25 protein-coding genes and 1 pseudogene are annotated in these 21,699 nt (G+C 71.6%); 7 read left to right on the forward strand and 19 right to left on the reverse strand.

What is annotated here, in order from left to right:
- Positions 1-343 precede the first annotated feature (343 nt).
- Positions 344-652 (forward strand): hypothetical protein, encoded by a 309-nt coding sequence (locus ACF059_RS29475; protein ID WP_392062899.1) that lies wholly within the window; start codon positions 344-346, stop codon positions 650-652.
- Positions 653-662: 10 nt separating this feature from the next.
- Here the strand turns inward: ACF059_RS29475 and ACF059_RS29480 are convergent, their stop codons facing one another.
- On the reverse strand, positions 663-974 hold the full coding sequence (locus ACF059_RS29480; RefSeq protein WP_392062902.1) for a DUF4190 domain-containing protein: 312 nt from the start codon (positions 972-974) through the stop codon (positions 663-665).
- A complete protein-coding gene (locus ACF059_RS29485) occupies positions 974-1,159 on the reverse strand; it encodes a hypothetical protein (protein WP_361952613.1) in 186 nt (61 codons plus the stop codon). The genes ACF059_RS29480 and ACF059_RS29485 overlap by 1 nt, the downstream gene beginning before the upstream one ends.
- 276 nt (positions 1,160-1,435) lie before the next feature.
- On the opposite strand from ACF059_RS29485, the gene ACF059_RS29490 reads away from it, so the two are divergent.
- On the forward strand, positions 1,436-2,158 hold the full coding sequence (locus tag ACF059_RS29490; RefSeq protein WP_392062905.1) for a dienelactone hydrolase family protein: 723 nt from the start codon (positions 1,436-1,438) through the stop codon (positions 2,156-2,158).
- Positions 2,159-2,647: 489 nt separating this feature from the next.
- Here ACF059_RS29490 and ACF059_RS29495 read toward each other — a convergent pair.
- From ACF059_RS29495 to ACF059_RS29510, 4 genes and pseudogenes are all read right to left on the reverse strand, one after another.
- Positions 2,648-2,740: pseudogene (locus ACF059_RS29495) on the reverse strand (transposase); the annotation flags it as partial.
- Positions 2,741-2,829: 89 nt separating this feature from the next.
- Positions 2,830-3,195 (reverse strand): DUF6193 family natural product biosynthesis protein, encoded by a 366-nt coding sequence (locus ACF059_RS29500; RefSeq protein ID WP_392062908.1) that lies wholly within the window; start codon positions 3,193-3,195, stop codon positions 2,830-2,832.
- A 133-nt stretch (positions 3,196-3,328) separates the two neighbouring features.
- Positions 3,329-3,619 carry a hypothetical protein gene (locus tag ACF059_RS29505; protein ID WP_392062910.1) on the reverse strand — a complete coding sequence of 97 codons (291 nt, stop codon included), beginning with the start codon at positions 3,617-3,619 and terminating at the stop codon, positions 3,329-3,331.
- Positions 3,620-3,782: 163 nt separating this feature from the next.
- Positions 3,783-4,025: a protealysin inhibitor emfourin gene (locus tag ACF059_RS29510; protein WP_392062913.1), complete on the reverse strand. Its 243-nt coding sequence runs from the start codon at positions 4,023-4,025 to the stop codon at positions 3,783-3,785.
- A 184-nt stretch (positions 4,026-4,209) separates the two neighbouring features.
- Between ACF059_RS29510 and ACF059_RS29515 the strand changes: the two genes are divergently transcribed.
- The 4 genes from ACF059_RS29515 (at position 4,210) to ACF059_RS29530 (ending at position 9,545) form a co-directional block, all read left to right on the forward strand.
- Entirely contained in the window at positions 4,210-4,956 is a 747-nt protein-coding gene (locus tag ACF059_RS29515; RefSeq protein WP_392062916.1) for a class I SAM-dependent methyltransferase, read from the forward strand.
- Between the two features lie 139 nt (positions 4,957-5,095).
- Complete coding sequence (locus tag ACF059_RS29520; protein ID WP_392062919.1) at positions 5,096-5,947, forward strand: hypothetical protein; 852 nt, start codon at positions 5,096-5,098, stop codon at positions 5,945-5,947.
- A gap of 309 nt (positions 5,948-6,256) precedes the next feature.
- Positions 6,257-8,302: a LodA/GoxA family CTQ-dependent oxidase gene (locus ACF059_RS29525; protein ID WP_392062922.1), complete on the forward strand. Its 2,046-nt coding sequence runs from the start codon at positions 6,257-6,259 to the stop codon at positions 8,300-8,302.
- Positions 8,303-8,366: 64 nt separating this feature from the next.
- On the forward strand, positions 8,367-9,545 hold the full coding sequence (locus ACF059_RS29530; protein ID WP_392062925.1) for an FAD-dependent monooxygenase: 1,179 nt from the start codon (positions 8,367-8,369) through the stop codon (positions 9,543-9,545).
- A 42-nt stretch (positions 9,546-9,587) separates the two neighbouring features.
- On the opposite strand, the gene ACF059_RS29535 is transcribed toward ACF059_RS29530, so the two are convergent.
- From ACF059_RS29535 to ACF059_RS29550, 4 genes are all read right to left on the reverse strand, one after another.
- Positions 9,588-9,920, reverse strand: coding sequence for a hypothetical protein (locus ACF059_RS29535; RefSeq protein ID WP_392062928.1), 333 nt, complete (start codon positions 9,918-9,920; stop codon positions 9,588-9,590).
- A gap of 110 nt (positions 9,921-10,030) precedes the next feature.
- A complete protein-coding gene (locus ACF059_RS29540; protein WP_392062931.1) occupies positions 10,031-10,729 on the reverse strand; it encodes a DsbA family protein in 699 nt (232 codons plus the stop codon).
- A 61-nt stretch (positions 10,730-10,790) separates the two neighbouring features.
- A complete protein-coding gene (locus tag ACF059_RS29545; protein WP_392062934.1) occupies positions 10,791-11,609 on the reverse strand; it encodes an MBL fold metallo-hydrolase in 819 nt (272 codons plus the stop codon).
- 62 nt (positions 11,610-11,671) lie between these two features.
- Entirely contained in the window at positions 11,672-12,610 is a 939-nt protein-coding gene (locus tag ACF059_RS29550) for a DMT family transporter (RefSeq protein WP_392062937.1), read from the reverse strand.
- Between the two features lie 107 nt (positions 12,611-12,717).
- Between ACF059_RS29550 and ACF059_RS29555 the strand changes: the two genes are divergently transcribed.
- On the forward strand, positions 12,718-13,365 hold the full coding sequence (locus ACF059_RS29555; RefSeq protein WP_392062940.1) for a TetR/AcrR family transcriptional regulator: 648 nt from the start codon (positions 12,718-12,720) through the stop codon (positions 13,363-13,365).
- A gap of 100 nt (positions 13,366-13,465) precedes the next feature.
- On the opposite strand, the gene ACF059_RS29560 is transcribed toward ACF059_RS29555, so the two are convergent.
- The 9 genes from ACF059_RS29560 to ACF059_RS29600 form a co-directional block, all read right to left on the reverse strand.
- Positions 13,466-14,056, reverse strand: a complete 591-nt coding sequence (locus tag ACF059_RS29560) for a hypothetical protein (RefSeq protein ID WP_392062944.1) — start codon at positions 14,054-14,056, stop codon at positions 13,466-13,468.
- 206 nt (positions 14,057-14,262) lie between these two features.
- The gene (locus ACF059_RS29565; protein ID WP_392062947.1) at positions 14,263-14,814 is read right to left on the reverse strand and encodes a DUF3291 domain-containing protein; all 552 of its coding nucleotides are present in this window, start codon (positions 14,812-14,814) and stop codon (positions 14,263-14,265) included.
- A gap of 199 nt (positions 14,815-15,013) precedes the next feature.
- Entirely contained in the window at positions 15,014-17,542 is a 2,529-nt protein-coding gene (locus ACF059_RS29570) for a PEP/pyruvate-binding domain-containing protein (RefSeq protein ID WP_392062951.1), read from the reverse strand.
- Between the two features lie 151 nt (positions 17,543-17,693).
- A complete protein-coding gene (locus ACF059_RS29575; RefSeq protein ID WP_392062954.1) occupies positions 17,694-17,852 on the reverse strand; it encodes a hypothetical protein in 159 nt (52 codons plus the stop codon).
- On the reverse strand, positions 17,853-18,866 hold the full coding sequence (locus ACF059_RS29580) for a serine/threonine-protein kinase (RefSeq protein WP_392063362.1): 1,014 nt from the start codon (positions 18,864-18,866) through the stop codon (positions 17,853-17,855). It abuts the gene before it with no gap.
- 131 nt (positions 18,867-18,997) lie between these two features.
- Positions 18,998-19,243 (reverse strand): hypothetical protein, encoded by a 246-nt coding sequence (locus tag ACF059_RS29585; protein WP_392062957.1) that lies wholly within the window; start codon positions 19,241-19,243, stop codon positions 18,998-19,000.
- Positions 19,244-19,405: 162 nt separating this feature from the next.
- A complete protein-coding gene (locus ACF059_RS29590; RefSeq protein ID WP_392062960.1) occupies positions 19,406-20,257 on the reverse strand; it encodes an alpha/beta fold hydrolase in 852 nt (283 codons plus the stop codon).
- Complete coding sequence (locus ACF059_RS29595; RefSeq protein WP_392062963.1) at positions 20,254-20,847, reverse strand: TetR/AcrR family transcriptional regulator; 594 nt, start codon at positions 20,845-20,847, stop codon at positions 20,254-20,256. The genes ACF059_RS29590 and ACF059_RS29595 overlap by 4 nt, the downstream gene beginning before the upstream one ends.
- Positions 20,848-20,958: 111 nt before the next feature.
- Positions 20,959-21,603, reverse strand: a complete 645-nt coding sequence (locus ACF059_RS29600) for a dihydrofolate reductase family protein (protein ID WP_392062965.1) — start codon at positions 21,601-21,603, stop codon at positions 20,959-20,961.
- Between the last annotated feature and the right edge of the window lie 96 nt (positions 21,604-21,699).

Genomic DNA, 21,699 nt, shown 5'->3' on the forward strand with positions numbered 1-21,699 from the left:
GGACGAGGCCCGCCCGCCTGGGTTCGGGTTCCACGCCGCCTGGTGGTCCGCCCTTGCCCTCCCCCGTACACGTGGCTGACCAGGTATGCAGGGCAGAGCAGGATGAGTAGGCGTACTCGGGTGGCGTGCCCCGGCCGCCTTGAGACTGGCGGCAGGACGAACGCAACGAAACGGGGAACCTGATGGAACGGCGCTGGTCCAAGCCCGAGGTGTGGATACCCGGCGGATACCTGACCCTGGTGGTCGCCCTGCTCGTCTGGGTCGAGGGGGGAGCCGGACCGGGGACATCGGGTTCGGCGGAATATGGCCGCTGCTGGCCACGGCGCCGGTCAGCCTCCTGTTGTTGGTCCCCTTCGGGCCCGCGTCGGACGCCCTGGACGCGGCCCCGGTCGTGGAACCCCACTACGGCTCACAGCCGCCGACCCCGCTGCCGGCCCCGTCCTCGGAGTCGGCCCCGCTGCCCGCCGACTGGGCACCGGACACGTCGGTGGCCGCGCAGCCCGAGATGTGGGCCGGACTGGGCTTCCACGTCGCGGTTCTGGCCGGTGCCGTGATCAACGCCGTGGCGCTCTGGGCGTTGGTCCGCCATGGGGCGCGGCGGGCCGAGCGACGTTCTGCCCGGCGCCGGTTTTCGTCTTCGCGCCCGGGGTGATCGGTACGGCTCAGGTGAGGCTCCACGACCACGTGTCGTCGGCGGTGACGAGGAAGGCCAGGACCACGAGGTCGGCCACGCCCAGCGTGATGCCCAGGCGGGCGCGGCCCGGCCTGGTGGTGTGCCGCCAGAGGGCGAGGGAGCCGAGGACGATGGCGATCGGGCCGAGCAGCAGGTTCATCACCAGGAGTCCGACCAGACCGAGGACGAACGCGGTGACGGCCATCGCGTCGGCGTCACGGTAGCGGCCACGGGTACGAGGGCGGGGGTGTGCCGGGACCTGGGCGTGTGCCGGAACCTTGGTGTCGGTACGCGGGTTCATCACAGACCTCCCTGGCGATGGTGGGGGCGCCCGGCGCGGTGGCCCGAAAGGCGCTCACGTGCGGCGAAAACGGCGAGCCAGAGCGCGATCGCGAGGCCGGCGGCCACGCTGACCGGTACCGGCAGATGGGCCACGGCGCCGAGGATGACGCCGAGGACGAGCAGTGCACCTACGAGGAAGAGCACGGGAGTTCCTCCTACTCTGAGGTAACAGTCGTCCCCCGACTACCCGGTCCCCTTCGTCTCATGCCGGCCTTTGACTGGGTGGGACGTGACTCCGAGGGAAAACCCGCTTGGGAGACCCACGGCGGGCTGCTACGTTTCCGGAGGCCGTGCGAGAGAACGAGGAGGTGGTACCCGTGAACGCAGTATCGACATGGGTGCTCCCCTCCGGGGTCACGGTCGGACGTTAGGCAGGTCGTCCGGGAGCGCCGTTCATGAGCACTCCCGAAAGGCACGATCATGCATTTCCTTTCCGAGCAGCGCCTCGACGACGGCGTCCTCGAACGCGAGTTCACCCTCGGCGAGATCCCCGGAACCCTGTGGGTGCCTGGATCCGCAGGCCCGGTCCCGTTGATCCTGATGGCCCACAACAACGGCCTCCCCAAGGGAGCAGCCCGGCTGGTGGCCCGAGCACGGCACGCTGCCTCGTGCGGCTACGCGGTGGCCAGCATCGACGCTTACGGGTGCGGCGACCGGCCCCGTTCCGTCGCCGACGAACAGGCTCGCGCCGCACTGCGCCGGGCGATGGAGGCCGGTGAGCCGGTCGACGAGATCTTCGAGTCCTTCATCGGCCCGCTGGTCGAAAAGGCGGTGCCGGAATGGCGGACCACCCTGGACGCCCTCCTTGCGCTTCCCGAGATCGGCGGCCCGGTCGGGTACTCGGGGTGGACCGCCGTCGGTATCCGCCTTGCGGTGACCGAGCCGCGCATCGCGGCCGCCGGTTTCTTCGCCGGAGGGTTCGTACCCCGCGCGCAGCGCGAGGAGGCGCCGCGGGTCACCGTTCCGCTGCTGTTCCTGCTGCAGTGGGACGACGAGGGCAATCCGCGACAACGGGCGCTGGACCTGTTCGACGCCTTCGGCGCCACGGAGAAGACGCTGCACGCCAATCCGGGCGGCCACACCGGTACACCGTGGTTCGAGGTGGAGGACGGGAACCGGTTCTTCGACAGGCACCTCAAGTGAGCCGGGCGGTCCCCTCAGGTACCGCGAGAACACCGGGTCCTGACATCTCCTCAAGATTCTTCGACGCGCGCACGTTTGCCGGACCGCAGCCGGGTTAGACGCGTGAATGTCGGAAGCGAACCCGTGGGTGCGGGAGCTTCCGGAGCGGGCCCCGCCGCATGACTCCCTTCCCCCCGGCGTCATGCGGCAGGCTCGCCCGCACGAGGGGCTGCCGCCCTGATCCGTACGGCACCCCGGACACCCCGCCCCGGCCCCCTCCCCGGCCGGGGGCCCGGGGTCGCCCGGCACGCCCCCGGCGCCGGCGCTCATACCGCCGCCCCCGGGCTACGGACCCCGGCGGCAGCAGCCCGGCACAGTCCGGACACCGACAGCGCGGGCCGCCACCGGATGGTGGGGGCCCGCGCTGTCGGCGTCGCATCGGGCTTCAAAGGGCGTCTGGCCCGGCGAAGGTGTCGAGGTACGCGTAGACCCGTCTCCCCCGGCGCGAAGTTCGTGCGGCAGGTATCTCCACGGGACGCCGAGGCGGTCGACGTAGAGGACGGCATCCATGGTCCGCCGCAGGTCGTACTCGGACGGCCGGCCTTGCCCAGGCGGGGGGAGGTGCGTTGGGGTCGGGCAGGAGCGAAGGGGCTTCAACGGACCTTGTAGAGACTTCGTCCCAGGGGCGCCGTCTATTCAGGGGAGTTCGGCTCCTGCCAGGGCCCCTCTACGGCAGCCCCGCAGTCGCTCGGGAGGTGCGCTACGACGAGCGCGGCGGCCTCTTCAGGGGTAGCCACCTCGCCCAGGAGGTCGGCGCAGGCGGCGGCATACACCAAGTAACTCTTCTCCCAGCTGGCTATGAAGGGAAGGTCGTTACTCCACGGGAAGTCTGTGTTCCGGTGAAAGGTCAGGCAGCCGTGGCTCGGAAAGGGGAACAGCTGGCGCAGGCGCGGCTCTGCGAATGCCGCTTCGATCACCTCGGGATCCCCGCGGCGGGCGTCAGGGTGGCGCTCCAACAGCATGCGCCAGGTCTTCTCAACCACCGTTTCCGTACTCATGTCATTGATCATGCGCAGGGGTACCTGCGAGAGCAACCCGCAATCCCCGCCCGCGGGTAGGTCTGCGGAGGTTTGCCGTGCGTGGCAGGTGTCAGGTCGCGCTTGTGCGTGTGGAGCGGGTCGGGTCGAACACTCATTGAGGCGGCCGGGTCTGGGCGGGACAACCGCCCCCATAGACGCCCTCGTCGATCGGGTTGCCCTCTTTGTCGCTCAGGTGGAAGCAGTGGCCGTTCACCCACACCGTGACCGAATCAGGCCGATACTCGATTTCGAACGGCGCGTCACGGTGCGACGGCAGACCCCAGGTGCCGTCGCCCGCAGGCGCGTGAGTCACCACGATGCAGGTCCCCTTCGGCGGGATGCGGTGCATGTCCGCCCAGGGCTCCACGGTCAGGTCCAGCAGCTCCTGCCCGTCGTTGCTCACCGCCAGCCGCGCCGTTCTCCCCGCGAACACTCCAGGTCCCCCGCTCGGTTTCGTGTCGAACTGCACGATGCAGGCGCACACAGCAGGATCTTCACACGGGTGATTGACCGGCCCCACGGCGCGTCCGAATCAACCGACGACCCTGCCGGGGCGAAGCGCTTCTTTAGGCACCTTCGCCTAAGACGGTGCGGATCAGCGTGCGCTGGGCGTCGGACAGGAAGGGGTCTTGGAGGTCGAGCACCTCGTCGTCGACGGTGATCCGGTAGTGGAATCCGTCGGCAACGGGGGCGACGGCCCGTTGGGCGAGTTCCTCCAGTTCCGCCGCGTCCGCGCGGCTTGAGGTGTCGAGCGTGCGGAGCTTCTCCAAGCCGGCGAAGCCTCCTGAGCGGGTGACCGTGATCAGCATGGCTGTCTCTCTCCCTGTTCGTGGTCGGGTCAAGCGGTCTGCGCGGTGCAGCCACTACCGCGTGTGCCCCGAACACCGGCCCTCTGTCAGGGGGCGGGGCCCGGCACTTCGAACGTCCGAAAAGGGGGGCGCAACACCGTGTTCAGTGCGGGGAGTTGAGTCGGCTGAACATTAGGCTGCGGTGATGGACCGAGTGACCGACATATCCGCGGTATGCGCCAATGACTACGACAGCTTCGCCGAGGCGTACTCGGCGGACAACGAGAACAACCTCCTGAACGCGTACTACGAGCGGCCCGCGATGATCGCCCTCGCCGGTGACGTGGCCGGCCGCCGGGTGCTGGACGCCGGCTGCGGCTCGGGGCCCCTGTCCGCCGCGCTCCGCGATCGCGGCGCCGACGTCACCGGCATCGACGCCAGCGCCGGGATGCTGGCCTTGGCCCGGCGCCGGCTCGGTGCCGACGCGGCCCTGCACGTGGTCGATCTGCGCGACCGGCTGCCGTTCGAGGACGGTGCGTTCGACGACGTGGTCGCGTCGCTGGTCCTGCACTACCTGAAGGACTGGGGGCCGACGCTGGCCGAGATGCGGCGCGTGCTCCGGCCTGGTGGTCGGCTGATCGCGTCGGTGGAACACCCCTTCGTGGCCTACGCCATCCAGGATCCCCGGCCCGATTACTTCGCGATCACCCGCCACACCTTCGATTGGACGTTCGGCGGACAGTCCGCCCCGATGAGTTTCTGGCGCAGACCGCTGCATGCGATGACCGACGCCTTCACCGCCGCCGGCTTCCGCATGACCGCCATCAGCGAGCCGCAGCCGGACCCGGCCGCCCGTGAGCTGTTCCCCGAAGACTTCCACGGCTTGTCGACCTCAATGTGCTTCCTCTTCTTCGTCCTTGAGGCGCCCGTCAAGGGCACGGAGTGTGGGTAAATGTCTGACGGCCCGGCCTTCAGTCGCGCGCATGCCCCGTGTGGGAGGGGGGTCCTCTCGGACCCTGAGAGGGGGGCCGCCCGGCGGCGACCAGCTGGCGCCGTCCGCCCGGCCACCGTCCGTGACGTAGCGTTCGGGCATGAGCATGCCGCCATCCCAGCACTCCCCCGGCCCGTACGGGTCCCCGCAGCCCCCGCAGCCCCCGAATCCGTACGGTGGACCCCAGTACGTCCCGCAGTCCTCGACTCACCCGCACCAGCAGCCGTACCCGGGGCAGCCCTATCCGCTGCAGCCGTACCCCGGTCAAGGCGCCTGGGGGCAGCCCCCGGCGGGTCCGCCGCGTAGGAACCGGGCCGGACTGGTGATCGGGATCGTGGCGGGTTCACTGGTGGCGCTCGGGGCTCTCGGGTTCGGGGTGCGCGCGGTGACGGAGGCCGGATCCGTGGCGAGTGGAGCAGGCTTCCCCGAGGCCACCCACCGGCTCACCGTGCCCAAGACCCTGCTGGACGGCTCGTACGAGCTGGTCGAGGACCTGTCGGACACCCAGGGCAAGGAAGCACTGGAGGGCAGTTACGACCCGAAGGTCCGCAATCCCAAGCCGGCCGTCGGTCAGTACGCCTCCCGGTCTCCCCAGGGGGAGGGTGCGCTCGTCATCTCCGGGATGTACGGCCAGTTCAAGGACCCCGACGGCGCCCGTAGGAAGATGCTGAGCGGCGCGGCGGACGCAGAAGGTGCGACCGTGGCGGTCCCCGCGAGGGACATCCGGCCCCCCGGTTCCGACATCACGCTGTCCTGCCAGGTGCTGACCATGAGGCAGGACGGCGTCGAGAGCACTCTGCCCCTCTGCGCCTGGGCGGACGGGAACACCGGCGCCTCGGTCGGCGTCATCACCCCGGAGATCGCTCAGCAGAAGCCCGGTTCCGTCGATCTGGCCAAGGTCGCCGAGACCACCCTCAAGGTGCGCGCCGAGTCCAGGCGACCACTGGGCTGATCCCCCGGGCCCCCCGGCCGCCGGACTTGCGGACCGCGCAGGTCCGGGCCGGGGCTTGGTCTCGCGCCGCATGCCATCCGGCTTCCAGTCTGGGGGCGCGCCCGCTGACGTGCGACTCGGTGTCTCGCCCGCCCTTGGGTCGCGCGTCGCGCGCTCGTTTGTCAGCATGGAGAGCTGTACGCACGATGCACGCCTGCTGCACCACGCGCCCAGAGCCGCGAGCACTCCGTGCACCCCCTGTGCCCCTGCACGCCCGCGCCCCCGTAAGCCCCTACAGGCCGGTGGCGCCGCATCGCGGGAGATCGAGCCATGGCCGTCAGTTCCGCTTCCCCGTCCGCCGGACTCCCGGAGAACGACCCTCACGACCCCCACGCCCCCCAAGCCCGCGGCTTCACCGTCGCCGCGCTTTCGGGGCAGGACACCCGGATCGTGCGAGCCGCCATCCACCCCGCGATCGGCGTCGCCCGGGTCGGCGACAGCGCGGACGAGTTCTTCCTCGGCCCCGAGACCGAGGACGAGCCGCCGCTGCCCACCGGCTCGTACAAGGACGCGACGGGCGCCCTGAAGCGGCAGGCGGCGCGGTTCCGGGTCTACGGCTACAACGCGGCCGGGCAGCCGGTGGCCGAACTCACCGCGGCCAACGCCGACATCAGCTGGACCGTGCACGTCGCCAACAAGAAGGGCGCCTGGTACCAGTTCCAGCTGGCCCTGGACATCGACGAGGCCGCCCAGGCGCAAGAGAGCCAGCTCCGCAATCCGCTGGTCGGCGGTGCGGACCGCGCCCAGCTGATCATCGACCCCGGCCCCCGCTCCGTACACGGCCGTGACCGCGCCGGTGGTCCCGAACTGCGCTTCGACACCGGGACGTTCCTGCGCATCCCCGTCTACCTCGGTGAACTGCGCACCGACGGGGCGGGGCGGCTGGTCTTCCTCGGCGGCCGCGGCGTCGCCGAGTCCGTCGACCACAAGCCGGCGGACACCTTCGCCAACAACGACGGCTGGTACGACGACATCTCGGACGGTCCCGTCACCGCCGAGGTACGCGTCGACGACCGCGCGCTGCCGGTCGATCCGGCCTGGGTGGTGGTCGGCCCGCCCAGCTACGCCCCCGAGCTGAAGTCGGTCCGTACGCTGTACGACCTCGTCCGCGACGCGTTCACGGCGACCGGAGCGCTGCCGGAGCCGGCGCAGGTCTCCTTCACCCGCGACATCCTGCCCATCCTGCGCCGCCTGTGCGAGCTGCAATGGGTCAACCAGGGCCTGGCCACCTTGTTCGGTCACGGCGGCCGCGAACACTTCCTCGATCCCGATCTGCTGTCCGCCCTCGCCGACCCCGGCCCACGCCACGAGGAGCTGCGCCGGCAGATCTCGAAGACCATGCGCGATCACGACCGGGACGGTTCGTCACCGGTTCCCTGGCCGCCCGTCTACGGCGACGCGATGAGCCTGCCCCCCATCTCCGCCCGCCAGCACCTCGCCATCTCCCCGCTCCAGGCACGGCTGTTGGCGCGCTGGACCCTCGGCGAGTTCGTCCCCGACCTGGTCCTCGGCGCGGACACCGCGCCCCTGGAACTCGACCGGCTGCCGCTCGCCGACCGGCCCGCCGCCCTGGACCGCGCGGCGCTGTCCTTCTGCCTCGCCGACGCCTTCCACCCCGGGTGCGAGCTCACCTGGCCGATGCGCCGCACCACGCTGTACAGCGCGCCGTTCCGCATCCGCCACCGCACGGAGAGCGAACCGGAGCACTCCTACGGCAAGGTCCTCACGCCGCAGAGCGCCCTGGAGTACGACGGGCCGGTGTACGCCCAGGGGCCCGGCGACCTGACCCGCTGGATGGCGGTGCCCTGGCAGACGGACACCGCGAGCTGCCGCTCCGGGTACGAGAGCCGGTACGACCCGTACCTGCCGACGTTCTGGCCCGCGCGGGTGCCCAACCACGTCCTCACCGAGGAGGACTACCTGGTCGCCGTCGACAGCACGCGGCCGCGCGAGGAGCGGCTCGCGGCGTTCGCACAGCGCTCCCCGTGGAACCGCTGGCTGCCCACGCCCTACAAGGCCAACATCAACGCCATGGTGAAGGACTTCGGCCGGCTGGGCCTGGTCGAACGCCGTCGGGGCGTGACCGATGACCCGTTGCTGCCTGCCGAGATGCTCGTCGAGTCCGAGGTGTCCTTCCCCGCCGAGCCGGCACCACCGCGCGGCCGCAACCTGCTGAGCCTGCACGTGCCGCTCGCCGCCGACGAACGGCTGCGGGACGCCGTCCTGGCGACTGCCATCGCGCTCGCGGAGGAACCCGACGAGGAACTGTCGGCGGGTTACATCGAGAAGGTCGCCCGCTTCCCGGGCAAGCGATGAACCGGCAGGTGTGGGGGCAGCGTGCGTGGGGGCGGTGTGCGCCGGCCGGCCCCGGGGGCCGGCGGTGACGCGTCGCGAGGCGTACGACGCGGTCGTGGCCGGTGCGGGGCCGGCCGGGGCGGTGGCCGCCCTCGTGCTCGCGCGGGCCGGGCGGCGCGTGGCGATCGTGGACGAGCCGCTCGTGCCCGCGGCGGGCGCCCACAAGGTCGGCGAAAGCCTGCCGTCGGCCGCCACGCCGCTCCTGCGCGACCTGGGCCTGTGGCCCGAGGCCGTCGCCGCGCCGCACCTGCGCTCCACCGGGACGTACCTCTCCTGGGGCTCGCCCGCACTGCACGAACGCGGCCCGGTGCAGGATCCGTACGGCGCGGGATGGCAGTTGGACCGTCTGCGCTTCGACGCGTTCCTGCGGGAGACCGCCCATGCGGCGGGCGCCGAGCCGCTCCGCGGACGGGTCCTGGACGCCGTGGACGAGGGCGCCGGCCTGCGGCTCCTCGTACGCAGCGAGGGCGGCACGCGGGAGCTGCGCTGCGCGTGGGTGGTCGACGCGACGGGACGGCGTGCGGCCGTCGCCCGGCGTCGGGCGGTCCGCAGGCGCCAGGACCGGCTGGTGGCCGCCCATGTGCTGGTGCCACGTCACGGGGTCGGCGCGGGCGGGCAGAGCGACCGGGAGGCCAGGACCGTCGTCGAAGCGGTGCCGGGCGGGTGGTGGTACACGACGCTGACCCCCGCGGGGCGGATCGTCGCCCACCTGACGGACCCCGACCTCGCCGACCCCCGCCTGCGCACCCCGGAAGGGTTCCTGGACGCCGCCCTGGGCACGCGGTACATCGGCGCCCGCCTCCCGGCCGCGGACCTCACCGGCGCACCGGCGCCGCGCTGGAGCGCCGCCCACGGCATGCGCCTGGCGCCGTACGGCGGCCCGGGCTGGATCGCCGCCGGCGACGCGGCGCTGGCCTTCGACCCGCTCTCCTCCCAGGGCATCCTCACCGCCCTGCACAGCGGTGCCCGCGCCGGCCTCGCCGTGGCCCTGTGTCTGGCGGGCGCGCCACCGCGCCCGGTCCTGGCCGCGTACACGGACTTCCTCGACGGTGTCTCCGCCGCGTACGCCCGCCACCACGCGCAGGCGTACGCGGCGGAGACCCGCTGGCCGCACCTGCCGTTCTGGCAGCGGCGGGGGGCCCGGCAGCCCCACCCGGCCGGGCATCGGCTCACGCCTGAAGGCCGGCTCGCCGGTCTTCGCTGACGGACAGGCGGGCGGTGAGGCGGGCCCGCTGCACCCCTGCGTCTACAGGCCGAGGGCCAGCAGGATCGTCAGGGTGGGCGGGACCGGCGCGATCCAGCCCGCCCAGCGGCCCGCCGCGGCCAGGGCGGGGTATCGCCGGGAGACCCAGAAGGCCGTGACGAGCAGCGGGGTGGCTGTCCAGGACGCCCACCAGCCGGCCGTGACGACCGCCACGGTCTGGGGGTGGACCTCGGCGGCCATCGGGGCCAGCCCCCCGAAGAGGAAGGCCACCGGGATCAGGGCCACCGCCACGGTCGCGGCCCACTTCAGCGCGCCGCCGGTGACGGGCGTTTCGGCGGCGGTGTCGGTCGGCAGGTCGGGGAAGGTCTCGGGCATGGGCCCAGTCCATCGCCCCCGGCCCCGGGACGCCTGCGCGGGCGTACTCAGGCCGGGCAGGTCCTCGTACTCATCCTGCCCGGCCACGGTCGCCCGCCGCCGCCTCCCTTCTAGCCCGTGGCGGCCGCCAGCAGGAGGCCTTCGTAGATCTTGGGGTCGTCGGACTCGATCACCGGGAAGCCGACGCCGTAGGCGCCTTCCCAGCGCACGTCGATCCCGGGGTTGGCCCAGTCGCTGCCGTCGGGCAGGAACAGGTGCGGACTGCACCTGATCGCGTCGGTACGGGCGAGCGCGGCCTGGCCGGAGAGGGTGCTGCGGGCACGGCCGTCGTCCAGGGACTCCGCCAGCGCCGTCACGTCCACGACGCCGGTCTCGGCGGCCACGTCCAGGATGACCTTGCGGTGGCTGATGGACCGGGACTCGGCCCAGAAGGCCTTCCGCAGGCCGAGGTCGAGCTGTTCGGACGCCGCCAGGGACTGCGCCTTTGCGGCCTGGACCGCCTCCAGTGCGGGCAGCACGGTGGAGGGGTAGAGCCAGTCCTTGGCCTGCCAGAGCTGCCAGCCGGCCGCCGGTTCCAGGCTGGCCATCCGGCCGACTTCGCTGTCGGTTCCGGGGCGGGGGCTGGGGGCGTCGTTGAGGAGCTCCAGGGGGAAGGCCCGCAGGTCGAAGCTGACCTGGTTTTCCAGTCCGAGCCTCCTGCGGGTGGTGTGCAGACGGTGGATGGCGATGTGCGCGAAGGAACACCAGATGTCCGAGAAGACGGTGATGATGCCCGGTGGCGGTGTCAGGGGTGCGGCGACGGTGCTCAAGGTGACTCCTGGGGTCGGTGGTAGGTCGAGGAAAATGGCGAAATGGGTTGGTTTCAGAGCATCAGCGGGGCTCGGACCGTAAGGCGGCGGCTCGGGCGTCGTGCGCGTCGAGGGCGGCTTCGAGGTCGGTGTCCGCGCCCGGAAGCCACGTCGGGAGGTACGGGATGCGGGCCATGGCCTCCATCAGGGAGGTGACCGTGCGGCCCTCCACCGTCGGCCCGTGGGCGGACAGCAGCCGGGCCGGGGAGAGGGAGGACATCGTCCGGACGGTGCGCTGGAACTTCTGCGCGTCGACCAGGGCCGTCCAGGGGGCGATCGCCCGGTTCAGGACGTCGAAGCCTTCGAAGAACTCCCTTTCGTCGGCGTCACCGAAGTGCCGCACGACGTCGGGCAGGACGGTGCCGAAACTGTCCGAACTGAACAGCGTGCCGGCCGCGTGGTCGAAGAGCGCGAGGGTGCCCGGCGAGTCGTAGGTGGGCGGCCGGTGGAAGCTGATGGTCCGGTCACCGATCGACATCCGGCTCCCGGGGTTGACCGTCACCGCCCGCTCACGCGGGATGTCGAATTCCTCGGACAACCGGGTGAGCGCTATGCCGTTCGTGACGACCTTGGCGCGGGGAGCGCGGGCGAGGACGCGCGCCAGGCTTCCGGTGTGGTCGCGGTCGTCGTGGGTGAGCGCGATCCACCGCAGGTCCGCGGGATCGACCAGTGACCACAGCGCCTCTTCGAAGGCGTCACGGTCCACGGGCATTCCGGTGTCCACCAGCATCGGCTGCTCACCGCGCAGCAGGTAGGCGTTGACCGGCTGCAGACCGAGGTCGGGTAGGGGCAGTGGGGAGGACAGCGCGTGCAGTGCGGGCCCTACGGCGTAGGTCTCCATGGGCAATGGCCTTTTCCTTGCAGAGCATTTCAGGGGCGGGGCAGGAGCATGTGGGCGCGCGTTCATACGAGTTGGATGGCGAGCGATCCGGCGAGCAGCAGGCCCAGTCCCGTCAGGCGCGGCATGTTCAGCACCCGGGTCGGCAGCCGGAACATGCCCCGGTGGTCGATCAGGGCGGAGGTCAGCTGCTGGCCGGTGACCGTCAGCCCGACGGTCACCGCGGCGCCGATCTCGGGGATCAGCAGGAACGTTCCGGTGACATAGCCCGCGGCGCAGGCTCCGCCGAGCCAGCCCCACCAGGGCATCGCCTTCAGCGGGCTCAGCCGCGGCGCGGGGGTCCTGCCCGTCAGGCGCAGCACCAGCAGGACGACGGCGATGGTGAGCGTGGCCACGGTGAAGCTGAAGGCCGCCACCGCGATCGGGGCGCCGAGACCGTGCCGGAGCTCGGCGTTGACCGCGCCCTGCACCGGGAGCACGCCGCCGGCGACGAGGCCGAGGGCGATCCATCCGATCCGGCCCGGTCGTGACATCGCCGGGGCTCCGGGCGGGGCGGTCGCCTGCTGCCCGCGGATGATCACGATGATGCCGGCGAGAACGGCGAGTGCGCCGAGGGCGATGCCGGGGCTCGGGTCCTTCTCCTCCAGCCCGAACAGGCCGCCCAGGTCCAGGACCAGCGAGGAGAACATCTGCCCGGTGACGAACAGCCCGACCGAGGCCAGGGCTCCCAGCCGGGGGAAAAGCAGGATGCCGCTGGTGATGTAGAGGGGGCTGGCCAGACCGCCCAGGAGGTGCCACCACTCGACGTCGGGGATCTTCCCGAGCGCGCCGAGCGAGCCGGTCACGGCCGCCAGGACGGCCAGGAGACCGGTGGCCACGCCCAGTTGGACGGTGGAAGCGCCGTACGGGGTCCCTACGGCCTTGTTCAGTTGCAGGTTGACCGAAGCCTGGACGGCCAGAAGGCATCCGACCAGCAGGGCTGCCGCGAGCAGCGCAGCGTTCACCTTGTTCCCCCTCGTTCTAAACGGACGGTCGTCTCATTTAACATAGCCTGCAGCATGCCAAACGGACAAGGCGTCCACTTAATGGGGTGACAAGTAAGGTGATCCGCATGAGTAACGGCGACGAGCGTCCCGCCCCGCCCGCAGTCCTCCGCGGCGATCTCCAAGCGGTGCCCCGAGGCACCACCGCACCGCGCCAGCGCGCCGACGCGGTGCGCAATCGCGCGCAGATCCTCTCCGCCGCCGAGCTGCTGTTCACCACGCACGATCCGAGCAGCGTGACGATGGACCAGATCGCCAAGGCCGCGGGCGTCGGCCGTGCGACCCTTTACCGGTCGTTCGCCGACCCGGCCGCCGTCGCCACGGCACTCTTGGACGAGCACGAACGCCGGCTACAGGGGCAGATGATCTACGGTCCGCCCCCGCTGGGGCCGCAGGCGCCTCCTGCGGAACGCCTGGCCGCGTTCTACGTCGCGTACCTGGACCTGCTCCAGCGGCATCTGCCCCTCGCGCTGGGTGCGGAGACCGGGGCCGCCCGCTTCGCCACCGGCGCGTACGGCTTCTGGCGCCTGCACGTGCGCACGTTGCTCGTCGCCGCTGGCGCCCCGGACCCCGACGCGCTCGCCGACCTCGCCCTCGGCCCACTGGCCCCGCAGCTCTACCACCATCAGCGCAACACCCTCGGGATCCCCCACGAGCGCATCGCCCAGGCCCTCTGCGTGTTCGCCCGCGGCCTCGTGGGTCCGGCCGGTCCCTGAATCGGGACCGGCCGGGCGCCGCAGCCGGGGTCCGGGACGGGGGCGCTTCGCCGGAACCCGCCCAGGAGGCGGCGTGGTGGGGATGGTGGGGACGGTGGGGTCAGCGGAACAGCATGGACGCGTCCCCGGCGGGGGTGGCGACCGAGCCCGGGCACAGGAAGCTGCCCGAGGTCTTGGTGGCGCTGAAGGCCCGGTTGATGTACTTGCGGGTCACCCCGTCGCGGTCCCACACGATGCCGGTCGCCTTGTACCGGCAGGAGATGAAGCTCTGCTTGCCGGTGATGTCGATCAGATCGGTACGCGCCGTGGCGGCGGCATCGTCGAAGGTGAAGGCGGGGTCGTTGTTGAGGGTGGCGACGATGCCGCCGCTACAGGCCAGATTGCCTCCAGGCGTGTTGATCGTGGCGCGGTTGACGGTGAGGGCGTTCGGGGGTGCCGCGCTGGTGCTCGCGTTGGTCCAGGTGCAGCTGTTGCCGGCGACCACGATCACCCCGTCGACCTTCAGGTCGGCGGCCTGGGCGCCGGCTCCGGCGCCGTCCGCGAGGGCGTTGCCGGTACCGGCGAACGCCGCCGCGACGACCAGCATCGCGACCGGGGCGATGCGGGAGATGCGGAGCCTGCGCGTGGGGTGAGTGCCGTGCGCGGTGTGGGAGGTGTGAGTGCTGTGCGCGATGGGCGTGCTGTGCCTCATGGTTCGCTCCTCCATGCCACGTACTGGTGGGGGTAGACGAGGCGCTGGGCCTCTCAGGGGGGTGCGGAGTGCGTGCCGGGAGAGTCCCACAGCCACCCTGAACTGTCAGGGCTCATGTCAGGGACATGGCAATAATGGCTGGAATTGCGGGGCCTTGAGGCGAGGTCGGGGGGCGAAGCCGCAGGTACGCGCCTCTCCCCCGCGGCTCAGGCGTCGCTCTTCGGCCCGATGCCGTCGATCCTCGTCGCGGTTCCCTCCGGGGCGAACGCGTGGTGGAAGGTGAAGGCGTCCGGCGCGGAGCCGTGGTCGCGGAGGTGTTCCAGCTTGGAGACGCCCTCCTGCCAGGTGGGTATCACGTCGTCGCCGACCCACCAGAGCACATAGTTCGGCTGTCCTGTCCTCTCGAACCAGTCGTAACGCCTGTTCAACGCCTCGCGGTGCAGGCCGCTGTAGATGGCGTCGAAGGCGGGGTGCAGGTCGGTCCACAGGGAGAGGGTCGCGGCCAGGGCGGTGGTCTCCACCGTACGGCCCTTGCCGTACCAGGTCGGTACGGCGAACTCTCCCCATGCACCCCAGTCCGCGCCGAAGAGCGCGCCCCGGCCTGCCTCTGCCGCCTCGGCGTGGGCGAGGTAGCCGGGGTGCTGGCTGATCGTCCGGTAGACCGCCTCACCCCTTTCGTAGAACTCGCGGGTGACAGGTCCGGGATCGGTGAGGGGTGACTTCAGGACGCCGAATGTGTACAGCGCGAGATGGGGCATGCGTCTCTCCCTGGTGGTGGGGTGCCTGGTGCGGACCCGGTTCGATGGCTTGCGTCCGGGGCGATCGCCGAAGACCAGGTGAAGGTAGCTGCCTCTGCGGTCCCTGTCGAAGTTGCGTTTTCGCTGCCCAAGTGGCCTCTTGGACCCGAGCGTTGTGGGGGTGAGGGCTGGAGCGGTCGGGGGCCGCTCACACCGTCGGTCAGGCCTCGGCCAAGACCTCCACCGTCCCATGGCCGCCGTCGACGCGGATGCGTTGGCCCGTCCGGATCCGTGTCGTGGCGTTGCCGCATCCGACGACGGCGGGAATGCCCAGTTCGCGGGCGACGATGGAGGCGTGCGAGAGGTTCGCGCCCACGTCGGTGACGATGGCCGAGATCCGGGTGAACAGGGGGGTCCAGCCGATGTTCGTCACGGTCGTCACGAGGATTTCGCCTGGGCGCAGGGTCTCGCCCTCCTCGACCGTGGCGACGACTCGGGCGATGCCCTCCATCACGCCACCCGAGGCCGGTGAACCGCTGACCGTGTCAGAGGGGGGCACCGTGGTGTGCGCGTCGTACAGGTCGGCGCGCCGGTTCGGATCCGCCGCCCAGGTCTGCGGGTCGAACTCGCCCCGGATGAGCGTGGGATAGGTCGGCAGGGAGCGGTACAGCTCGTAGGCGGCGCGCCGCGCCGGCACCGCGGCGAGCGGCCGCTCGTCCCCGGCCAGCACGGTCTGGATTTCCCGCGCGTCGAGGAAGAAGAGGTCGTCACCGTGGCCGGTCAGTTCACCGGCGCGTACGACGACGTCACGCAACAGCCAGAAGACCCGGGCCACTTCGGTACGCGCCGCCTCGCGCAGGCGGGCCGAGGCTGCCCACCGGTCCACGGTGCGGCGCATCGCGTCGACCCGGTTCGGGTGGCGCGCGGCGAACCGTTCCCATGCCGCGGCACGCGCCTCGGCCTGGCGCCCCAGGCGGGCGTCAGCGTCCTGCTGGACGCTGCTCAGCGCGGCGAGCTGTCGGTCGATCCACTGCGGGTCCTCGGCGGGCCGGGCCAGGGAGATCTCGAACTCGTGCGGGCCGCGATGACCGTACGTCCGCGTGTACGTGTCGCGGTCGATCTCCCCGCGCGCCAGCTGTTCCAGGCCCAACAGCGGTCCCATGCTGGCGAGTCGGGCTCCGTCGCCGAGGCCCGTCGTCATCAGGTCGGCGTCCTCCTCACCGACCAGGTCCCGGAGCGCGCCGCGCACCTTGACGAGGGTGTCGCCGTCCTTGCGGGTGGCCGCCTGGAGCATGTGGCAGCAGAGCCGGAAGTACTCGCCGACCTCGGTGTCCCACAGCTCGCGCAGCTCGTCGGCGGACGGGGCGCCGCTCACCCGGGCCCGCAGACCCTCGCAGCGCGCCGGTGCCTCTTCCAGGAACGTCGGCAGGTGCTTGCCGTTGGCACGGATGCGGCTCACCACACGGGCGGCCTCTCCCAACGTGTCGCGCCACACGTGCAGTTTGGAGGCCGGCAGCAGGGGGATCTCCACACCCTCGGGCAGCCGGCCGAAGACCAGCTCGTTGGCCTGCGCGAACTTCCTGCCCTGCCCGAAGGCGGCCGCCAGCGTGGCCGTGACGGAGAGGTTCATGTAGAAGCGGCCACCGATGTTGCCGTACATGGGCCGCCCCTCCAGGGTGGCCCCCACCATGACCTCGCGCATGAACTGCCGTACGAACGACCAGGTCGCGGGCGTCATCACATCGGGCACGGCTTCGCCGAGGTTGGCGCTGGTCCAGAGCGATTCGGTGCCGGTGCTGTCGTTCCACACCTCGGGCCGGGGCGAAGCGGCGGCGGTGATCGGCCGGGCCTGCAGGATGAGGAACCGGCCCTGTTCGCGGGCCCATTCGATGTCGCGCGGCTCAGCGTACAGCTCCTCGATCCGCGTGCCGAGCCGCGCCAGTTCCCCTGCCTCCGCGTCGCTCAGGACCGGGGCGTCGCGCAGGTCGGCCGGCACGGCCACCTCGTGGGTGCCGTCCTCCGTGGGGGCGGTCATCATCTCCTTGGAGGCGGTCAGCCGGTCGGTGATCTCCAGGGTCGCGCGGTCGACGTAGATCGTGTCGGGTGTGACGAGGCCGCTGACCACGGCCTCGCCCAGGCCCCACGCCGCGTTCAGGACCATGCGGTCGGCGGGGCCGCCGAGAGGGTCGACCGTGAACATCACGCCGGCCGCGTCCGCCGCCACCAACTTCTGCACCACGACCGCGAGCGTCACGTCCTGATGGGCGATCCCGGCCCGGTCGCGGTAGGTGATGGCCCGGTCCGTCCACAGGGACGCCCAGCAGTCGCGGACCGCGCTCAACAGCGCCTGCTCACCGCGGATGTTGAGGTACGTGTCCTGCTGGCCGGCGAAGGAGAAGTCCGGCAGGTCCTCCGCCGTGGCCGAGGAGCGAACGGCCACGGTCGCGTCGCCGTGGCCGCCGTCCTGGCCTTCGCCAAGCCGGGCGTACGCCGTGACGATCGCCTCGCGCAGGGAGCCCGGCAGCTCGGACTCCGTGAACAAGGCGCGGATGCGCTTCCCCGCGTCGGGCTGCCCGAGCGCCTCCTCGATGCGCTCCGCCAGACCCGCGGCGGTCACGAAGGCGCGGTACGCGGCGGTGGTCACATGGAAGCCGTCCGGCACCGGTAACCCGGCGCGGGCGAGCTCGGCCAGCGCGGACCCCTTGCCGCCCGCGATCTCCAGCGTCGCCGCCGGATCGTCCAGAACCATCACCGCACGCATATCGTCCCCCGATCGCCGTCATACAAATGATCACAACGACCCTAACCCTCGTCTGTTCGGGGCGCCCGGCAACATCCGAACTCGGCACGGGACGGCCTGTTCCCGGACCACGCACAAGGCGTGGTGGCGGCCCGGTACCTCAGCGGGGCATGGCCGCGATGGCGGCGCGGGCGATCTCCTGCACCTCCGGCTTGCAGGTCGATGCGGGGTGTTCCTCCCCGCCCAGGGCCACGCGGACCACGAGGTTGCCGTCGCGGACCGTCAGGTTGCAGTGTTCCTCCGGATCTGGGTACGTCACCTACGGGGCGCTCCAGTACGCCTCGTCGCCGAAGCCGAGGTCCGTCGCCCTGGTTTCCTTGGCGGCCTTCTCGCGGAATCCCCTGCGCTGCTGATCGGCCTCCTCGGCGTCGCGCTTCAGTTCCCAGCCGACGAACGCGTGGACATCGTCGACCAGGCCGTCGATCCTGATCTCCGTGGGGTCGCCGGAAATCTTTCCCCACGCGCAGCTGCTTGAGGCGCCTTGATAGCCCTCGCGGTAGTAGTCCAACGCGTCCGAGCGCGCGGGCAGCGGCAGTTGGGCTGCCGCCTCGGAGCAGATCGGCGCCTTCGCGTAACGCAGCGGCACCGGTGCGTCGTCGCTCTTCCACACGTACACCCCGACCGCGATGCCGACGACGGCGAGCACACCGCCCGTGATCAGGGAGACGGTCCTTCCGGTGCGCCGACGGGGCGGGGGCAGGGGCGCCGTGGCGGCGGGCGTCCGACTCGGCGCGGTCGTTCCCGTGTCGGCGGGAAGGGCCGGGGCTGGGGCTGGCGCCGGGGCCGGGGCCGGTACGGGCGTCCGGTCCGTGTCGCCGAGCAGCCGGTCGATGTCGGCCCGCTGGGCGGTGATCGTCCGGTGCACGGCGGGCGGCCACGGTCGGTCGGCGACCGCGACCGGTCCGAGGAGTGTGAGGAGCTGCTCGGGGGTGGGGCGGGCCGCCGGGTCCTTGGCCAGGCACGGCCCGACGACCCTGCGCAGGCCCGGCGTGAGGGCCGACAGGTCGGGTTCGAGGTGCACGACGTTGTAGAGGGTCCCCGCCATCGAGGTACCCGTGAAGGGGCTCTCGCCGGTCGCGGCCATCGCCAGGACCGTGGCGAGTGAGAACACGTCGCTGGCCGCAGTCAGTTCGCGGCCTTCCGCCTGCTCCGGTGACATGAACGCGGGCGAGCCGCCCACCCAGCCGGTCTGGGTCAGCTCGGTCGCCTCCGTACCCTCGGCGACGCGGGCGATGCCGAAGTCGATGACGCGTACGCCGTCCTCGGCGAGCAGGACGTTGGAGGGCTACAGGTCGCGGTGGACCAGGCCCGCCCGGTGCACGTCGACCAGCGCCTGGGCGAGGCCCGCCGCAAGGAGCCTCACCGCTTCCTCCGGTAACGGGCCCGCGGCGTCCAGTGCCTGGCTCAGGGTGGGGCCGGGGATGAAGACCGAGGCAGCCAGGGCTCTTGGGCTTCGGTGTCGGCATCCATCACGGCGGCGGTGTACGCCCCGGACACCGTGCGCGAGGCAGCCACCTCACACCGGAACCGGGCGCGGAACCCGTCGTCCTCGGCCAGTTCGGGGTGCACCTGCTTGACCGCGACGAGGCGGCCGTCGGGGGCCACAGCGAGCAGCACGCATCCCATGCCGCCCTGCCCGAGCTCTGTCACCGCCCGGAACGGACCTACGGACGACGGCCCGGACGGCCCTGTTGCATGCATGACGCCTTGCCCCTCCCCCCCCGTGGAGGACCTTCCGGTCCCGAAGCGAGAGGATCATACAAAGGATCGTCTCCCCCGGCCCACGACCGGAACACCCGAACAAGACACCCGCTAGGCGCGGAAGGCCTCCCGCAGGAGTGCACCGAACGCGGCGGGATGCGTAGTCAGGCCGGTGTGTCCGCCGGGGAAGTGCAGGAGTTCCCTGCCGAGGTGCTCGGCGAGGAAGGCGGCCGGCCGGTAGGGAAGCTCGCCGCGCGAGTCCTGGCCGCAGGCGAGGACCAGCCGGTCCGACAACGCCTCCAGCCGGTGGAGGTCCGGAGCGTAGGACATGAAGCCGGGCACGATGCGCCCGACGAAGTACGGCAGGTTGGCCATCGTCCGCTCGGCTCGCGCCGCTGCCTGCGGCGGAAGCCGGATCTCGGCCTCGGCGTCGGCCTTGGTGGTTTCGCCGTTCGCGCCGTCCTTCTTCAGGCCCGCGGCGAAGACGGCCATCGCCGGCATGAGCCCCTCGGTGTGGAGCGTTTCCTGTACGCGCGCGATGAGGGCCCGGTGCTCACGGGCGTCCGGCAGCACCTCCACCACCGGCGGCTCGTGCGCCACGACGCGCTCGACGCGCTCGGGATGGGCGGTGAGCAGGTGCAGGGCGGCGATCGCGCCCGAGCTGGAGCCGAACACCCGGGCGGGCTCGCCCGGCGAGAGCAGGTCGAGGAGCCGCAGCGCGTCCTCGGCGTGTTCGGACACCCGCTGCGCGGCCTCCGGGTCGTCCAGTGTGCTGCGGGACATGCCGCGCGGGTCGTAGGTGGCGACCGTGTAGACGCCGGCCAGGCCGTCGGCTATCCCGTCGAAGGAGGCCGCGCCTCCCGCTCCTCCGGGGATCAGGAGCAGGAGCGGTCCCTGTCCCCGCACTTCGTAGTGCAGCGTCGCGCCGTTCACGCGCAGGCTGCCGGTGGTCGGTTCGGTCATGAGGGGTCTCCTTCTCGGGCCGCGGGCCAGTGCTCCAGGAGGGTGTGGAGGGCGTCGAGGGCGCGAAGCCACGACTGCTGCGGCGAGCGCGCGTGCGCGAAACCTCCCGCGGCTTCCAAGGCGACGAATCCGTGGAACGTGCTGCGCAGCAACCGCACCGCGTCGGTCAGGTCGGGCTCGGTCAGTCCGTAGCCGCGCAGCATGCCGTAGGTGAGCTCCACCGCGCGCCGCGGTCCGCTCGCTCGTGCGGCCAGCTCGGGGTCGATCGGGATCGGGGTCTGCGTCGCCGTGTAGCGGCCCGGGTGTTGGTGGGCGTACTCCCGCCAGGCGTGGGCGAAGGCGACGAGCGCGTCCCGGCCCGCCATCCCGGCGGTGGCCTCCGCGATGCGGATGGTCTTCTCGTCCGCCGCCAGCAGCGCGATCCGGCCACGCAGGTCTTCCAGGCTGCGGACGTGCGTGTAGAGACTCGCGTCCTTCACGCCGAGTCGCCGCGCGACCTGCGACATCGTCACCTGGTCGAAGCCGGCCTCGTCCGCCAGCTCGGCGCCCGCGACCGTCACCCGCTCCGCCGTCAGTCCGGCTCGCGCCATCGGTCCTCCTCATGATCCTTCCTAGGGTCCCTAGGTATAGCCTAGGGGCCCTAGGAAGCACAAGCGAGCTCCGTCCGTCCGGACAGGTGCGGGACGAGGCGAACCGCCGCGTCACTTCCGCCAGAACAGGTGGTGCGTCACGCCGCTCGGGCTCGGCACGACCTCCAAGTGGAACCGGTCGAGCAGTTCGTCCGGGGACTCCCACAGCCGCAGTCCCGAGCCGAGTTTCACCGGCGAGACGGCCACGTGGAGGGTGTCGACGAGGTCTGCGTCGAGGAACTGCCGGATGGTGGTGACCCCGCCGCCCAGGCGGACGTCCTTGCCCTGCGCCGCCTCCCGCGCCTGTTCGAGGACGGCGGCCGGGTCGCCGCCGACGAAGTGGAACGTGGTGTCGGAGAGCCGGAACGAGGGGCGCTGGTGGTGGGTCATGACGAACACCGGGGTGCGGAACGGGGGCTCGTCGCCCCACCAGCCCTGCCAGTCGTGATCGAGCCAGGGGCCGCGCTGGGGGCCGAACTTGTTGCGGCCCATGATCTCGGCCCCGATGTTGCGTGCGTAGTCGCGCGTGAAGTAGTCGTCGAGGCCGCGGCTCCCGCCGGGTGCGGTACGCATGGGCCAGCTCGCCGTGGCACCGGCCCACGCGAACAGCCTCCCGGGATCGACGTGGCCGAACGGCCTTTCGAGGCTCTGGTCCTCGCCGGCACCGATCCCGTCGCTTGAGATGTTGAAGTTCTGGACTCTCAGAAGCTGGGTCATGCGTTCCTCCTGTGGTGTCGATGGCCGGATGGAGACTGCGCGGGCCGATGAAACTCATCGGCGCGACGTGGCCGGACGAGCCGATCCGGCCCGGTC

Source organism: Streptomyces sp. NPDC016562, from assembly GCF_043076955.1.
Lineage (GTDB): Bacteria > Actinomycetota > Actinomycetes > Streptomycetales > Streptomycetaceae > Streptomyces.

What these genes read in the sequence shown, in the direction of transcription:
- ACF059_RS29565 (WP_392062947.1), bottom strand. Translation starts at nt 14,814, where the DNA reads ATGCCCCATCTCGCGCTGTACACATTCGGCGTCCTGAAGTCACCCCTC.
- ACF059_RS29560 (WP_392062944.1), bottom strand. Translation starts at nt 14,056, where the DNA reads ATGAGGCACAGCACGCCCATCGCGCACAGCACTCACACCTCCCACACC.
- ACF059_RS29595 (WP_392062963.1), bottom strand. Translation starts at nt 20,847, where the DNA reads ATGGCGCGAGCCGGACTGACGGCGGAGCGGGTGACGGTCGCGGGCGCC.
- ACF059_RS29480 (WP_392062902.1), bottom strand. Translation starts at nt 974, where the DNA reads ATGAACCCGCGTACCGACACCAAGGTTCCGGCACACGCCCAGGTCCCG.
- ACF059_RS29490 (WP_392062905.1), top strand. Translation starts at nt 1,436, where the DNA reads ATGCATTTCCTTTCCGAGCAGCGCCTCGACGACGGCGTCCTCGAACGC.
- ACF059_RS29520 (WP_392062919.1), top strand. Translation starts at nt 5,096, where the DNA reads ATGAGCATGCCGCCATCCCAGCACTCCCCCGGCCCGTACGGGTCCCCG.
- ACF059_RS29515 (WP_392062916.1), top strand. Translation starts at nt 4,210, where the DNA reads ATGGACCGAGTGACCGACATATCCGCGGTATGCGCCAATGACTACGAC.
- ACF059_RS29500 (WP_392062908.1), bottom strand. Translation starts at nt 3,195, where the DNA reads ATGAGTACGGAAACGGTGGTTGAGAAGACCTGGCGCATGCTGTTGGAG.
- ACF059_RS29525 (WP_392062922.1), top strand. Translation starts at nt 6,257, where the DNA reads ATGGCCGTCAGTTCCGCTTCCCCGTCCGCCGGACTCCCGGAGAACGAC.
- ACF059_RS29535 (WP_392062928.1), bottom strand. Translation starts at nt 9,920, where the DNA reads ATGCCCGAGACCTTCCCCGACCTGCCGACCGACACCGCCGCCGAAACG.
- ACF059_RS29570 (WP_392062951.1), bottom strand. Translation starts at nt 17,542, where the DNA reads ATGGTTCTGGACGATCCGGCGGCGACGCTGGAGATCGCGGGCGGCAAG.
- ACF059_RS29590 (WP_392062960.1), bottom strand. Translation starts at nt 20,257, where the DNA reads ATGACCGAACCGACCACCGGCAGCCTGCGCGTGAACGGCGCGACGCTG.
- ACF059_RS29545 (WP_392062934.1), bottom strand. Translation starts at nt 11,609, where the DNA reads ATGGAGACCTACGCCGTAGGGCCCGCACTGCACGCGCTGTCCTCCCCA.
- ACF059_RS29555 (WP_392062940.1), top strand. Translation starts at nt 12,718, where the DNA reads ATGAGTAACGGCGACGAGCGTCCCGCCCCGCCCGCAGTCCTCCGCGGC.
- ACF059_RS29510 (WP_392062913.1), bottom strand. Translation starts at nt 4,025, where the DNA reads ATGCTGATCACGGTCACCCGCTCAGGAGGCTTCGCCGGCTTGGAGAAG.
- ACF059_RS29600 (WP_392062965.1), bottom strand. Translation starts at nt 21,603, where the DNA reads ATGACCCAGCTTCTGAGAGTCCAGAACTTCAACATCTCAAGCGACGGG.